Annotated in this window: 17 protein-coding genes; 12 read left to right on the forward strand and 5 right to left on the reverse strand. The window is 69.0% G+C overall.

Annotation, left to right across the window (positions count from 1 at the left end):
* Positions 1–55 precede the first annotated feature (55 nt).
* The 3 genes from ACFQRE_RS05520 to ACFQRE_RS05530 all read left to right on the forward strand — a co-directional run bounded on the left by ACFQRE_RS05520 (position 56) and on the right by ACFQRE_RS05530 (position 2,409).
* On the forward strand, positions 56–475 hold the full coding sequence (locus ACFQRE_RS05520) for a Fur family transcriptional regulator (RefSeq protein ID WP_380119757.1): 420 nt from the start codon (positions 56–58) through the stop codon (positions 473–475).
* Complete coding sequence (gene ygfZ, locus ACFQRE_RS05525) at positions 472–1,506, forward strand: CAF17-like 4Fe-4S cluster assembly/insertion protein YgfZ (RefSeq protein WP_380119759.1); 1,035 nt, start codon at positions 472–474, stop codon at positions 1,504–1,506. Before ACFQRE_RS05520 ends, ygfZ begins: the two co-directional genes overlap by 4 nt.
* 63 nt (positions 1,507–1,569) lie before the next feature.
* Positions 1,570–2,409 (forward strand): BKACE family enzyme, encoded by an 840-nt coding sequence (locus ACFQRE_RS05530; protein WP_380119761.1) that lies wholly within the window; start codon positions 1,570–1,572, stop codon positions 2,407–2,409.
* An 85-nt stretch (positions 2,410–2,494) separates the two neighbouring features.
* Here the strand turns inward: ACFQRE_RS05530 and ACFQRE_RS05535 are convergent, their stop codons facing one another.
* Positions 2,495–3,004, reverse strand: a complete 510-nt coding sequence (locus tag ACFQRE_RS05535) for a DUF4395 domain-containing protein (RefSeq protein WP_380119763.1) — start codon at positions 3,002–3,004, stop codon at positions 2,495–2,497.
* Positions 3,005–3,194: 190 nt separating this feature from the next.
* Between ACFQRE_RS05535 and ACFQRE_RS05540 the strand changes: the two genes are divergently transcribed.
* The 5 genes from ACFQRE_RS05540 to ACFQRE_RS05560 all read left to right on the forward strand — a co-directional run bounded on the left by ACFQRE_RS05540 (position 3,195) and on the right by ACFQRE_RS05560 (position 6,093).
* Positions 3,195–3,566 carry a helix-turn-helix domain-containing protein gene (locus ACFQRE_RS05540; RefSeq protein WP_380119765.1) on the forward strand — a complete coding sequence of 124 codons (372 nt, stop codon included), beginning with the start codon at positions 3,195–3,197 and terminating at the stop codon, positions 3,564–3,566.
* A 63-nt stretch (positions 3,567–3,629) separates the two neighbouring features.
* Positions 3,630–4,307 carry a hypothetical protein gene (locus ACFQRE_RS05545; RefSeq protein ID WP_380119767.1) on the forward strand — a complete coding sequence of 226 codons (678 nt, stop codon included), beginning with the start codon at positions 3,630–3,632 and terminating at the stop codon, positions 4,305–4,307.
* Positions 4,308–4,338: 31 nt separating this feature from the next.
* Positions 4,339–5,322: an asparaginase gene (locus tag ACFQRE_RS05550; protein WP_380119769.1), complete on the forward strand. Its 984-nt coding sequence runs from the start codon at positions 4,339–4,341 to the stop codon at positions 5,320–5,322.
* Positions 5,323–5,757, forward strand: a complete 435-nt coding sequence (dtd, locus tag ACFQRE_RS05555; protein ID WP_380119771.1) for a D-aminoacyl-tRNA deacylase — start codon at positions 5,323–5,325, stop codon at positions 5,755–5,757. It abuts the gene before it with no gap.
* 9 nt (positions 5,758–5,766) lie between these two features.
* Positions 5,767–6,093, forward strand: coding sequence for a DUF2516 family protein (locus ACFQRE_RS05560; RefSeq protein ID WP_009777551.1), 327 nt, complete (start codon positions 5,767–5,769; stop codon positions 6,091–6,093).
* Here ACFQRE_RS05560 and ACFQRE_RS05565 read toward each other — a convergent pair.
* Entirely contained in the window at positions 6,078–6,908 is an 831-nt protein-coding gene (locus ACFQRE_RS05565; protein WP_380119774.1) for a class I SAM-dependent methyltransferase, read from the reverse strand. The genes ACFQRE_RS05560 and ACFQRE_RS05565 overlap by 16 nt on opposite strands.
* Positions 6,909–7,190: 282 nt before the next feature.
* On the opposite strand from ACFQRE_RS05565, the gene ACFQRE_RS05570 reads away from it, so the two are divergent.
* The 4 genes from ACFQRE_RS05570 to ACFQRE_RS05585 all read left to right on the forward strand — a co-directional run bounded on the left by ACFQRE_RS05570 (position 7,191) and on the right by ACFQRE_RS05585 (position 10,621).
* A complete protein-coding gene (locus tag ACFQRE_RS05570) occupies positions 7,191–7,982 on the forward strand; it encodes a hypothetical protein (RefSeq protein WP_380119776.1) in 792 nt (263 codons plus the stop codon).
* Positions 7,983–8,016: 34 nt separating this feature from the next.
* Complete coding sequence (gene mshA, locus ACFQRE_RS05575; RefSeq protein ID WP_380119778.1) at positions 8,017–9,330, forward strand: D-inositol-3-phosphate glycosyltransferase; 1,314 nt, start codon at positions 8,017–8,019, stop codon at positions 9,328–9,330.
* On the forward strand, positions 9,327–9,821 hold the full coding sequence (locus tag ACFQRE_RS05580) for a YbjN domain-containing protein (RefSeq protein ID WP_380119780.1): 495 nt from the start codon (positions 9,327–9,329) through the stop codon (positions 9,819–9,821). The genes mshA and ACFQRE_RS05580 overlap by 4 nt, the downstream gene beginning before the upstream one ends.
* A gap of 65 nt (positions 9,822–9,886) precedes the next feature.
* Positions 9,887–10,621: a phosphoglyceromutase gene (locus ACFQRE_RS05585; RefSeq protein ID WP_380119782.1), complete on the forward strand. Its 735-nt coding sequence runs from the start codon at positions 9,887–9,889 to the stop codon at positions 10,619–10,621.
* Between the two features lie 87 nt (positions 10,622–10,708).
* On the opposite strand, the gene ACFQRE_RS05590 is transcribed toward ACFQRE_RS05585, so the two are convergent.
* The 3 genes from ACFQRE_RS05590 to phoU all read right to left on the reverse strand — a co-directional run bounded on the left by ACFQRE_RS05590 (position 10,709) and on the right by phoU (position 13,571).
* Positions 10,709–12,061, reverse strand: a complete 1,353-nt coding sequence (locus ACFQRE_RS05590; RefSeq protein WP_380119784.1) for a hypothetical protein — start codon at positions 12,059–12,061, stop codon at positions 10,709–10,711.
* A gap of 1 nt (position 12,062) precedes the next feature.
* Positions 12,063–12,602, reverse strand: coding sequence for a SigE family RNA polymerase sigma factor (locus ACFQRE_RS05595; protein WP_380119786.1), 540 nt, complete (start codon positions 12,600–12,602; stop codon positions 12,063–12,065).
* A 261-nt stretch (positions 12,603–12,863) separates the two neighbouring features.
* Positions 12,864–13,571: a phosphate signaling complex protein PhoU gene (gene phoU / locus ACFQRE_RS05600; RefSeq protein WP_380119788.1), complete on the reverse strand. Its 708-nt coding sequence runs from the start codon at positions 13,569–13,571 to the stop codon at positions 12,864–12,866.
* Positions 13,572–13,597 lie beyond the last annotated feature (26 nt).

A 13,597-nucleotide genomic window follows, 5' to 3' on the forward strand; every position in this document is an offset into this window, starting at 1 on the left:
GGCCCAGTGTAGGTGCGCCTGAGGGCCAGCCGGCCGACCGGCATACATTGGTGGTGTGAGTGATCTCGGCACGCGTCTGCGAGCTGCCGGCCGGCGGCTCACGCCGCAGCGCCAGCAGGTGCTCGACGCGGTCGAGCGGCTCGGTCACGCGACGCCCGAGCAGATCGTCGACGCCGTCTGCGCCAAGGCCGAGACGCCGATGGCCCTGTCGACCGTCTACCGCTCCCTCGAGGCGCTCCAGGAGCTCGGCCTCGTGAGCCACACCCACGTCGACCACCGCGTCCCGAGCTATCACCTCACCACCCACGCCACCCACATCCATGTCGTGTGCCGTGAGTGCGGTTCCGTGGACGAGGCGCCTGTCGAGGTGGCCGAGGAATTCGTGGCCCGGCTCGACGGTTCTCTTGGATTCGAGGCCGACGTCACCCACGCCGCCATCCACGGCCTCTGCCGCACCTGCAGGAAGCAGTCATGACCGACACGACGACCGTCCGTCCCACCTCACCCCTGTTGACCAGGCCCGGTGCCGTCGCGGGTGAGGGACTCGACGCCGGAGTGGCCGCGCACTACGGCGACCCCGGTCGTGAGCAGCGGCTGCTCGAGGAGGGCCTCGCGGTCGTCGACCTCTCCCACCGTGGGGTCGTGCGCGTGTCGGGTCCCGACCGCTTGTCCTGGTTGCACTCGATCACCACGCAGCAGCTCACCGGTCTCGCGCCGCGGGTCTCGACCGAGTCGCTCGTGCTCTCACCCAAGGGCCACATCGAGCACGCCCTGCACATCGTCGACGACGGCGAGTCGACGTGGATCACTGTCGAGCCGGGCACAGCGCCAGCGCTCGCGGCCTGGCTCGACTCCATGCGCTTCATGTTGCGTGTCGAGGTTTCAGACGTCACCGATGCGTATGCCGTTCTCGGAGAACCGCTTACGGCTGCCAGTGTCGAGGGCGAACCCTTGGCGTGGGTCGACCCGTGGCCGAACCTCGTCGGTGACACCGCGGCATACGGGCCGGAGACGGATCACCCGGGTGAGGCGCGTCGCTGGCGTGAGCTCATCGTTCCTCGCGCCGGGCTCGAGGCCGCCGTGGGTGACCGCCCCCTGGCCGGGATCTGGGCGGCGGAGGCGTTGCGGGTTGCTGCCTGGCGTCCGCGACTGGGCTTCGAGACCGACCACCGCACGATCGCGCACGAGGTCGACTGGCTGCGCACTGCCGTGCACCTGCACAAGGGCTGCTACCGCGGACAGGAAACCGTCGCGCGCGTCCACAACCTTGGCCGACCCCCGCGACGCATCGTCTTCCTGCACCTCGACGGCTCGGGCCACCTGCTGCCCGAGGCGGGGGCTCCGCTGGTCCTGGAAGGTCGCGAGGTCGGTCGGATCACGAGCGTGGCCCGACACCACGAGGACGGTCCGATCGCCCTGGCCGTCATCAAGCGCAACACCCCCGAGGATGTCGATCTTGTCGCCGGAACGGTCGCCGGAGCGCAAACCGTCATCGTCGGACGCTGATTGACCGCAGGATCTGCGCGATCCGGGTCCCGGCAGGTCTGGTCCTCCTGACAGACTGAGGCCATGGCCACCGCATCGTCCGCGACCCTGATCACCGTTGCCCCCACTGGGGCCGAGCACGCGAAGGCCGATGTGCCGCAGCTGCCCACGACCCTCGACGAGCTCGTCGAGACGGCGCGCACGTGCGAGGCGGCGGGGGCTGCCTTGATTCACCTGCACATCCGCGACGGCGAACACCGTCCGACACTCGACGGTGGATACCTCAAGGCTGCGGTCGACGCGATCCGCTCCGAGACCGACCTCATCGTCCAGCTCTCCACGGGCGGCTCCGTGCACGACCCGCTCGAGCAGCGGCTCACCGTCCTCGACGCCGAACCCGACTCGTGCTCGTTGACGTGTGGCACGACGAACTTCGGGGACGACGTGTTCCTCAACCCGTGGGGCTTCATGTCCGACCTCTATGTGCAGGCGCAGGAGTGCGAGGTGGTGCCCGAGTTCGAACTCTTCGAGCTGGGCCATGTCCACGCGTTGCAGCGGCTCCTCGACACCCACGGGCTGCCGTTCGGCGGCAAGGTCCACGTCGACTTCGTCCTGGGTGTGCCGGGCGCGATGCCGGGGACTGCCGCAGCCCTCATGGCTGGCGTCGCGATGCTGCCCGACGCGGTGACGTCGTGGTCGGCGACGGGGATCGGCCGTACCCACCTGCCCGTCCTGGCTGCGGCATTGTCGGCCGGTGGACACCTGCGCGTCGGCATGGAGGACAACATCGTCTTTGCGCGAGGTCAGCAGGTGCAGCAGAACTCCGAGCTGGTCGCCCGCGCCGCCGAGCTGGCCACCACCATGCAACGCCCGCCCATGTCCACGGCATCGGCCCGCGAACTACTCGGCATCAAGCCCCGCTGACCCGCCTGAGAACCCGACTTCGTGCCCCATACGGACACGCTCGCCGGGGCTCGCATGTCCGTATGGGGCACGAAGTCGGTGTGAGTCAGGCGGGTTGGTTGGCGCGCTCGGGGTTGCGGAGGGTGATGTCGTTGCAGGCTGCGCAGGTCTCCTGCGGGATGACGCCGAGGCGCATGAGGTGACCGAACACCCAGCAGCCCGCGCAGAACCCCAGTCCTGACTCGAGCAGGGCGAAGACGACGAGGACTGCGAGCAGGACCGATGCGAAGGTCGTCGCGCCGAAGCCCAGGGCTGCGATCACGGCGACGCCACTGAACAGCAGGCCGACCGTCTGGGCGAAACGCTTGGGCGGGCCCGGCACGAGGCGCGCCTCCCCGAAGCGGGGAGCGATGACGTGGACGGCGAGGCGTCCCAGCGGGCTGTAACGCGGTCCGCCGGCCACGCGCAGGGCGAACCCGACCGCGAGGAGCGCAGCCAGCCACCACCACTGGGTGAGCAGGGTGAGCAGTGCGAGGACGACGACGCCACCAGCCACCGACCGGGCCGCCTTCTCGTTGACCGGGTTGGGGAAGGTGAGGAGCTCGCGCGCAGACATAAGGCAAGGTTATGTCAAACCCAAGCACACGGCATACCCCGTCTCAGTCCTCAGTTCGACTTCGTGCCCGAGACGGACACCCGTCGCTCGGCTCCTCCTGTCCGTCTCGGGCACGAAGTCGAGGGCAAGTGTTCACCATCACGCTTGCCCCGGTTTGCATTTTGCTAACTAGAGCAAGCACACTGGATCCATGAGCCGGAACCCGCTGAACGACCTCGCCGGACTGGGCGACTACCTGCGTGAGCAGCGTCTGTCGCACCGTCTGTCGTTGCGTCAGCTCTCCGAGCTCGCCGGGATCTCGAACCCCTATCTCTCCCAGCTGGAGCGCGGCCTCAAGCGCCCGAGCGCCGAGATCCTGCAGCAGCTGGCCAAGGGGCTGGAGGTGTCGGCCGAGACGCTCTACGTCAAGGCCGGGATCCTCGACGAGCAGCCCGTGGCCGAGTCCACCAGCACCACCACCGTCCGGGACGCCATCGCCGCCGACCCGAATCTCACCGACCGTCAACGAGCGACCCTCCTCGACGTCTATGAGTCCTTCATCGGCGCGGACCCCAAGCGCTGACCCAGACGTACCCCTTCCTTCGCACCACCCACAACCTCACCACCCAATTCACCAGGAGTGAACATGACCACGAAGACAGCCACCAAGAGCCCTGCCACCCCGCTGTTCGCCGTCGTCGGCGCCACCGACCTCGCCGTGGAGCGTGCCCGTGACGCCCGTGTCCGCGCCGACAAGGTTCGCACCGAGCTCAAGGCCGACCTGGCCCCGACCGCCGTCCAGAAGCGCGCCGAGACCGTGATCGAGGACGTCAAGGCGCTCCCGACCAAGGCCCTCAACCAGGGTGTCGCCACGGCCGACCAGGTCACCAAGAGCTACGAGGACCTCGCGGTCCGTGGCGAGAAGCTCGTCACCCGCATCAAGAACCAGAAGGCCACCAAGGACCTCGTCGCCCAGGCCGAGACCACCCTCAGCCTCGGCAAGGGTGCCGTCACGACCGCCCGCAAGGCCGTCCTCGACGTCCGCAGCTCGGCCCTCGCCACCTTCACGACCGGTCGCAAGGAGGCCGTCAAGGTCGCCGAGACCCTCGTCGAGACCGTCGACAACAACGCCGACGTCGCCGCGACCGAGGTCAAGGCTGCAGCGAAGCGCACCCGCACCGCCGCCAAGCGCACCAGCACGACGGCGACCAACGCCGCCAAGCGCACCACCACGTCGGCCAAGGCCACCACCACCAGCGCCAAGAAGGCCGCCGCCTCCACCACGAAGGCGACCGCCAAGGCTGCTGACAAGGTCGGCAACTGACGCAATACTCCGCGGACCTAGTCTGGGACGCGTGAGCATCCCCCAGACCTCCCGCACCCCTGCAGTCCTCGACGCCGCCCCGGTTCTCGCGCAAGCGATCCGGGGCGGCTTTGTCGAATCCGTCCACCGAGCCAGCGTCGCCGTCACCGCGGCCGATGGTTCGGTCGAGCTGGAACTCGGCAATGCCACGGACCCGGTCTTCCCGCGGTCCTCCAACAAGCCGATCCAGGCCCTCGCCATGGTGCGCAGCGGCCTCGACGTCGCTCCCCACCATCTGGCCCTCGTGAGCGCCAGCCACTCGGGTGAGCCGTTCCACCTCGACGCTGTGCTCGAGATCCTGGGCGGCGCCGGACTCACCGTCGCCGACCTGCAGAACACCCCGGACTACCCGATCGACGACGCGGCCAGGCTCGACTGGATCCGCGCCGGCCACGACAAGGAGTCGCTCGCCCAGAACTGTTCGGGCAAGCACTCGGGCATGCTCGCGACGTGCGTCGCCTCCGGGTGGGACCACACGGCATACCTCGAGATCGACCACCCGCTGCAGCGCGCCTGCGACGAGACGCTTGCGGACCTCGCGGGGGAGCCGATCGCGGCAACCGCCATCGATGGCTGCGGCGCACCAGTCATGGCCGTCTCACTCGCCGGCCTGGCGCGGGCCTTCGGCCGCGTCGCCAGCGCTGCCCCCGGCACGGACGAGGCACGTGTCGCCGACGCGATCCGCAGCCACCCCGAGTTCCTCGGTGGCACGGGTCGCGACGTCACGACGTTCATTCAGCGCACTCCCGGAGCGATCGCCAAGGACGGAGCAGAAGCCGTGTATGCCGTGGGGCTGGCTGACGGACGCGGCATCGCTCTCAAGGTGGCTGACGGAGGCCAGCGGGCCCGGACGGTCATCCTCGCCGCGGTGCTGCGTCGCCTCGGCGTCGAGACCGGTGCGCTCCAAGCCCTCGAGGACGCGCCGATCCTGGGGCACGGTGAGCCCGTGGGATCCGTTGTCGCCGTGGGCATCTGAGTGAGAGCAGTCATCCAGCGAGTCCGACGGGCCGCCGTCGTCGTCGACGGCGAGACCGTTGGTGAGATCACCCGGTCCGGTCTGTTCGTCCTCGTCGGGGTCGGTCATGACGACGGCCCGGCCGAGGTCGAGTTCATCGCCCGCAAGGTGGCGGACCTGCGTCTGCTCGAGGGCGAGCAGTCCGTGACTGACGCCGGTGCGCCGGTGCTCGTCGTCAGCCAGTTCACCCTGCTCGCCGACACCCGCAAGGGCCGCCGCCCATCGTGGAACGCGGCGGCCCCCGGAGATGTTGCCGAACCCGTTGTGGCACAGGTTGTCTCGGCGCTGCGTGCCCGCGGCCTGACGGTCGCGACGGGCCAGTTCGGCGCCCACATTGAGATCGAGAGCGTTGCCGACGGACCCGTCACGATCGTCGTGGACTCATCCGCGCCGTAGTCTTGTCCCATGTTCGCACTCGGTAACGCGCAGGCCTACGTCATGCTCGCGCTCACCATCGCCGCCCTCGCCGTCGAGGTGTTCGCCTTCGTACATGCCCTCCGGACCCGTGCCGACGCCTTCGCGGCGGCCGGCAAGCGCACCAAGAACTTCTGGCTCGCGGTGACTGGGGTTGCTGTCCTGCTCGGGTTCGTCGCTCTGGGCGGGGCAGTGCTCTTCCTCGGGATGATCGCTGTGGCCGCAGCCGGGGTCTACCTCGCCGACGTGCGCCCCGCAGTCGAGTCGGTGCAGGGCAAGGGCAGCGGTTCGCGCCAGGGCCCCTACGGTCCTTGGTGACTCACCGGATCTGAGCCAGGTCCGGCAGGCGCCACGGCGTCCCAGGCGACGGTGAGTTCGCCGAGTCGCCACCTGGACGGTCCGTCGAGCAGTGGCCAGCCGCCGTCACGCATGGCTTGCGCTGTGGTCAGGAACCGTTGTCTCACACCGTATGCCGCGTGGCTGGCGCTGCGTGCCCAGTGCCGGTCGAGGTCGGTCAGGTAGTTGTGGACGGCCTCACCGGGGATGTTGCGGTGGATGAGCGCTTTGGGGAGACGCTCGGCGATGGCCGAGGGCTGGTCGAGCCCACGGAGGTGCCACGACAGGGTGAGGCTGACCGGTCCCGAGCGTTCGACGGCAACCCACGTCGCCAGGCGGCCGAGTTCGTCGCAGGTGCCATCGACCAGCAGGCCGTCGTCGGTGAGTCGGCTGCAGACGGCCTCCCACGCCCCCGGCACTTCTTCCTCGGCGTATTGGCGCAGCACGTTGAAGGCCCGCACCACTGTGGCACTTCGACCGTCGAGCGGCACCTCGAACCCGCCGCGGCGAAAGCTCAGCCCCGGTCGGGCGAGCCGCTGCCCGGCGGCGACGCGAGCAGGGTCGATCTCGATGCCCACGACTTCGACGTCGGGGCGCACTCGGGTGAGTCGCTCGTGCAGCTCAACGGCCGTGACCGGTGAGGCGCCATAACCCAGGTCGACGACGATCGGAGGGAAGCCAGTCGCGCGACGCAGCCGCCACGCGGCAGGACCGGCGAGCCAGCGGTCGCAGCGGCGGAGGCGGTTGGGGTTGGTCGTGCCACGGGTGATCACCCCGACCGGTCTCGTCCTCGCCACGGGCCCCAGCGTACGAGCAGCCTGTGGTTTCCGGTTTCGCCGATGCGTTGCGCGCACTCGACTGAGGTCGGCTGCAGCGGGGCAGGGCCTTCGTGCCCCGCACGGACATCGACGTGCCTGTCCGTGTGGGGCACAAAGGTGGCTCCACCTGCGTATGCCGTTCGCTCACCTGTGCCCACCATCGTGACTTCGTGCCCCGCACGGACATCGACGCGCCTGTCCGTGTGGGGCACAAAGCTGCGTCGGGCGAGAGCCACGCCTGAGCGCACGTAGGCTGCTGACGTGCGCCAGTGGGGAGTGCGCGGCCGTGGCCGCGACGTGAGTCGGAGCATGGTGGCGCTCGTCGTCTCCGTGGCAGCCGCCCTTGCCCTGGGCCTTGCGACCTGGTTGCCCGGGGTGCTGCGCACGGACATCGGTCTCGTCCCCGTCCCGCCGGGGCTGCTCACCGTCGACGAGGGCACGCGGGGGATCGCCACCCTGGGCCGGGGCTACACGGTCGCGGCCTACCAGTCCGGCTTCCGGGTCTCAGCTGCGAGTGGGCCGCTGGTCGACACCATCACCCGCGGATCCCCGGTCAGCGCCGTCCTCGGCGACCTCGGTGAGCGAGACGACCATCCGATCGAGCACGTCGAGGCCACCCTCAATCACGTGCTCATCGATGACGTACGCATCGAGCCCGGCCGCGCGGCATACAGCGGCGAGGTCTATGACGTCGTCGACGGGCAGCGACGCAGTATGCCGCTCCGCATCGTCTTCCTGCTCACCACGGCGGGAGTGCACGTGACGGCGCACATCCAGGGCGCCGACGCGGTGATCGTCCACCTGGATGCGATTCCCGGGACGACTGGCATCGATCCGGTACTCCCGGATCACAACCTGCGCACCCGCGGCTGGTGGGTCGTGCCCAGGGCGGGGGAGCAGCGGGCCTTCACGACGGCACGCGAGGCGGTCGTCGGCATCGGTCCCGCCGTCCAGACGCGAGGACTCGACCTCCGGCCGGATGGTCGTCTCGACGTCCACGTGTGGTCCAACCGAGCGACACTCACCCTCAGCGGTGTGCCGCGACCGGGCTGAGCAGGGCGCCAACGGTGCGTGTCAGACTGACCGGATGACGATCGACGAGCCACGACCTCGGCGCCGGGTGGCGATGGTGTCGGTGCACACCTCGCCCCTCGCGCAGCCGGGCACAGGTGACGCGGGCGGCATGAACGTCTATGTCATTGAGACGGCAAAACGGTTGGCGCGCAGGGGAATCGACGTCGACATCTTCACCCGCCAGACGACGGCCTCGGACGCGCCCGTGGTTGAGGTGGAGCCCGGCGTCGTGGTCCGCCACGTCGCTGCGGGCCCCTATGAGGGACTCAACAAGGAGGACCTGCCGGGCCAGCTGTGCGCCTTCGCGGCAGGCATGATGCGGGTCGCGGCTCACGCCCCCGAGGGGCACTACGACCTCGTCCACTCGCACTACTGGCTCTCCGGGCAGGTCGGCTGGCTCGCCGCAGACCGCTGGGACGTGCCCCTCGTCCACACGATGCACACGATGGCCCGGGTCAAGAACCTTCACCGCGCCGAGGGTGACGCCGAGGAGCCCCGAGGCCGGGAGATCGGTGAGGCGCAGGTCGTCGAGGCTGCGGACCGGCTCGTGGCCAACACGAAGGACGAGGCTCGCGAGCTCATCGAGCTCTACGGCGCCGACCCCGAACGTGTCGACGTCGTCCCGCCCGGTGTGGACCTCGACGTTTTCCACCCCGGCAACCGCTCCAAGGCCCGGCGCAGCGTGGATGTCCCCGAGGATGCCGTCCTCCTGCTCTTCGTCGGACGCATCCAGCCGCTCAAGGCCCCTGATGTCCTCATCCGTGCCGCGGCCATGTTGACTCGTCGCGACCCCCACCTGCGCGAGCGGCTCGTCGTCGGCATCCTGGGCGGTCCCAGTGGGGGAGCGGTGCGCACCCCCATGGCACTGGACCGGCTCGCGCGCGACGAGGGCATCGCCGACCTCGTGCGCTTCGTCGAACCCACCGATCGCGACACCCTCGCCACGTGGATGCGGGCTGCCGACATCGTGGCCGTCCCGTCGCACAACGAGTCGTTCGGACTCGTCGCCGTCGAGGCCCAGGCCTCCGGCGCCGTCGTCATCGCCACCAACGTGGGTGGCCTGCCCACGGCCGTCGGCGACGCCGGACTTCTCGTCGACGGGCACGACGTCCACACGTGGGTCGACGCCATCGAGTCCGTCATCGACAACCCCGAACGCCAGGCCGCCCTGTCCGCCCGAGCCGTCGAACGGGCTCGCAGTTTCGCTTGGGAGGTGACCGCCGAGCGGTTGGCAGCCGTCTACGAAGCCGCGCTGGCGACCCCACGCAGAGCCTCGATCAACGAGTCAGACGCACTGGCCGGCATACCCACTGCGGTGATCCCATGAAAACACAGCCGGAGCTGGCCGCAGTTGTTGAGACGTTCCTCGACGAGACCGAGATCGAGTGGGAGGCGGGCGCGCGCGACGGCGAGTTCGTCGTGACGCTGCCCGGCGAAAAGAAGCTCAAGACCGTCGTGTCCCTGGTGGCCGGCGCGGACCTCTCGGTCTCGGCGTTCGTCATCCGCAACCCCGACGAGAACCACGAGGCGTTCTATCGCAGCCTCCTGCGACGCAACCTCAGGCTGCCGGGCCTCGCCTATGCGATCGACGGCAGTGGCGACGTCTATGTCACCGGTCGCATCCCGGCCGCGGGCGTGGACGCGGAACTGCTCGACCAGCTCTTCGGCGTCGTGTTGGAGGCGGCCGACTCACCGTTCAACGAGCTCCTCGTCATCGGCTTCCTCACGTCGATGCAGAAGGAGTGGGACTGGCGGGTCTCGCGGGGTGAGTCGTTGCGCAACCTCGAGGCGTTCCGTCACCTCCTCGACAAGTCCTGAACGACCGATTCCGTATGCCGGGTGCTCCCGATGCGCTCGCGGGTCGCCTCGCTAGGCTGCCGCCCATGGCACACACCCTGATCCTGCTGCGTCACGGCCACTCCGAGTGGAACGCCAAGAACCTCTTCACCGGATGGGTCGATGTCGACCTCAACGACCAGGGGCGTGAGGAGGCCGTCAACGGTGGCCGCCTGCTCAAGGAGCGCGGTGTCCTGCCGACCGTCGTCCACACCTCGGTGCTGCGTCGCGCGATCACCACCGCCAACCTCGCGCTCGACGCCGCCGACCGCCACTGGATCCCGGTGCGTCGCGACTGGCGCCTCAACGAGCGTCACTACGGCGCGCTGCAGGGTCTCGACAAGGCGGCGACGCGCGACAAGTACGGCGACGAGCAGTTCATGCTGTGGCGTCGTTCGTTCGACACCCCGCCGCCGCCCATCGAGCTCGGCTCGGAGTTCGACCAGACGGGCGACCCACGCTACTCCGGCATCGAGGTGCCGCGCACGGAGTGCCTCAAGGACGTCATCGAGCGCTTCACGCCCTACTGGGAGGGCTCGATCCGCGACGACCTCACGGCCGGCGAGACGGTCCTGGTCGTCGCTCACGGCAACAGCCTCCGCGGCCTCGTCAAGCACCTCGACGGGATCTCCGACGAGGCCATCGCCGGACTCAACATCCCCACCGGCCAGCCGCTCGTCTACGAGCTCGGCGACGACTTCATGCCGACCAAGCCGGGCGAGTACCTCGACCCTGAGGCTGCCGCAGCCGCAGCCGCAGCAGTCGCCAACCAGGGCCGCTGACAGACTCCCTGCGTCTGCGGATCCGGTTGTTCTAGCCGCCGAATCCGCAGACGCAAGCAGGGCGTATGCCGCCCGCCCACCGCTCGGTCAGGGCGTCACTTCATAGGTTCGTGCGTCGGATGGCAGCACGGGGTAGGTGCCGAGGGCGCGACCGGAGGCATCAAAGACCCGGAGGTCGTACTGGCTCTGGAAGTAGAGCTGGTCAACGGGGAGCTCGATCCGTGCAGCCCCACCTTTGAGTGGAAGGCGACCGCTGGATGGCCACAGGTCGGTGTCCTTGGAGACGGCCTGCACCGCTGCGGCACCGGGAGCCACAACCCACGCGGTCGTCGAACCTGAGTCCTGCCCCACCTGATTGAGGACGATCGGCTTGATGTCCGGAGTGCTTGCAGGCACCGGATTTGCGAGCTCGAGGCTAACTGAATGCTCGGGGTTCGAGTCCTCGACCGCAATGTGCACTGTACGGAGCACCTGACCTTCGGGCAGCGTGCTGAAGGTGACCTGCAACGTGGCCGAAGTGTCCTTGGGTGCCCCTTCGATGAGGCGCGCGGTGATGTCGGCGGGCACGTCTCCAACGTACGAAGTCCGCGTGGTAATTCGTTCCTGCGCAAGCCCGTAGAGTCGCGCGGCAGCAAGGTCAGCCGTGTTCTCGACCATCGCTCTCCGGTCCTCGGTGGGGCACTCGCCCGGACAAGGACTGGGCTCCGGCAGAGGGACCCCGCCGTCACCTGCCAAGAAATCCACGGCACCGGCCGTGTCGCCCAGTCGGTAGCGAGTCAACGGCGTCCACGTCGTCCGACCGAGGCCCTGTGGCAGCGCGATGGTGGCCCACGACCGCTTCACGGACCCGTCGAGCCCGACCTCGGGGACCACTGACACTTCGACGCTTTCGCGATTGGGTGTCGTGAGGAAGACAAGCTGTCCGCCGCCTGCGATTGAGAGCAGCTGGTCCCCATAGTCCGTCGTGGGGTTTTCCTGCCCGGAGGAGAGGTTCGCCACGGCTCCACGCGGCCCGGTCGCGAAGACGAGCGTGCCAGTGTTGTTGGCGATGAGCGCGACGCGCTCGGCACCCATGTCCTCGATGAAGATCGTGCGCCCGGAGAACTTCGCATCGACTTTCGCGACCAGCGCTGGGTCGTTCGCGAGCTCGCCGCGGGTGGGCCATGTCGCGATGTTGCGCCAGGCCTTGTCGGTCGGCGGGGGTACGTGGGCCGAGCTGCCCGCCGGAGTCGCCCGGCCGTCGGCGAGGCGGCTCGAGACCGTCGGGACTCCGATGACGATCGCGGCCACCACCGCCACGGCCGCAGCGCCGACCGTGCGTCGACGCGTCCGGTTCTTGGCGACGGCTCCGGCCACCCGCTCGTAGGGGTGGGCCTCCATCGACTCGATCGAGCCGGCGTGAGAGGTCAGTGCGTCGCGCAGCTGGGTCTCGATGCTCATGTCACGCTCCATTCGACTGAGTGGTGGGGGTGAGGCGTCCGGGTTCGGACGACGCGGTGATCGCGGCCCGCATCCGGTCGAGACCGCGAGAGGTCTGGCTCTTGACCGAACCCACCGAGATCCCGAGGGCATGAGCCGTCTCGGCCTCGGAAAGGTCGTCGTAGAACCGGAGGACGATCACGGCGCGCATCCGTGGGGGCAGGCCGTGCAGAACGCGAACGAGTTCGTCGCGGTTGTCGACGCCGGCGTACGCGTCGGAGCGGGCTCGGTCGGCGTGGACCGGGATGTCGCCGAGCGCCTCGTCGACCCGCTTTCGACGCCACCAGGACGTCGACTCGTTGGCGACCGCCGCCCGTGTGTAGGCATACGGCGAGCCGTCGCGATACACGCGCGGCCAGTGGCGGTGAACCTTGACGAGCGCCTGCTGCACGAGGTCCTCGGCCCGGCCGACGTCGCTGGTGAGCAGGAAGCCGACCCGCACGAGTCGTGACCACTCGCGCGTCACGAACTCGGCGAATGCCGCCTCGTCGTCTCGGTCCACGTCCCCATCCTCACGTCGATCGCACCCCTGTCACCCCAAGAGAACGCGACCTGGCCACGAAAGGTTGAGAGCGGCATACCCAAGAGTTTGCTTCGCCCACCTCCGACGACTTCGTGCCCCTCCCGGACATTCAGCACGCCTGTCCGTTTCGGGCACGAAGACGCCTGGAGCCCGGGCGAGCGGGCTGGGACGCCACAGATTCCGTATGCCGGGCGGCCGGCATACGGGATCTGTGGACTATCGCTGTGCGGGAGGAACGCGTCAGGGAGTCGTGGTCTCCGGGTGGGCCTGGTCGTCCTCGTCGTCCTCGTGGCTCGACTCGCTCTCGGCGCTGTGCTCGCCGGTGACGAGGAAGATGACGCGACGCGCGACGGAGACGGCGTGGTCGGCGAAGCGCTCGTAGTAGCGGCCGACGAGCGTGAGGTCGACGGTCACCTCGGCCGGCTGGTTCCACGAGTCCGAGGCGAGGGCTTCGAACAGGCGACGGTGGAGGTCGTCCATCGCGTCGTCGTCGCGTTCGATCTGCTTCGCGGCCTCGACGTCGCGGGCGGCGATGACGGAACCGGCCTTGGTGACGATGCGTTCGGCGACCTGGCCCATCTCGAGGATGATCGAGCGCAGCTCGGGGGGCACGGCGGAGTTCGGGTAGCGCAGCCGTGCGACCTTGGCGACGTGGCGGGCGAGGTCACCCATGCGCTCGATGTCGGCGCTCATGCGCATCGACGTGACGACCATGCGCAGGTCGGTCGCGACCGGCTGCTGCAGGGCCAGGAGGTCAAAGGACAACAGGTCGAGCTCTTCGCGGAGTGCGTCGATCTCGGCGTCGGCGCCGATGACCGACTCGGCGAGCTGCACGTCTGCATCGAGCAGAGCGGTCGTCGCCCGGGACATGGCCGAGCTCGCGAGTCGGGTCATCTCGACCAGACCCTGCGTGACCCGGTCCAACTCCTCGTGGAATGCCTTGCGCATGAATACCCTCTCGACACCAGCGACTG

This window comes from Knoellia pratensis, from assembly GCF_042666395.1.
In the GTDB taxonomy this organism is placed as follows: domain Bacteria; phylum Actinomycetota; class Actinomycetes; order Actinomycetales; family Dermatophilaceae; genus Knoellia; species Knoellia pratensis.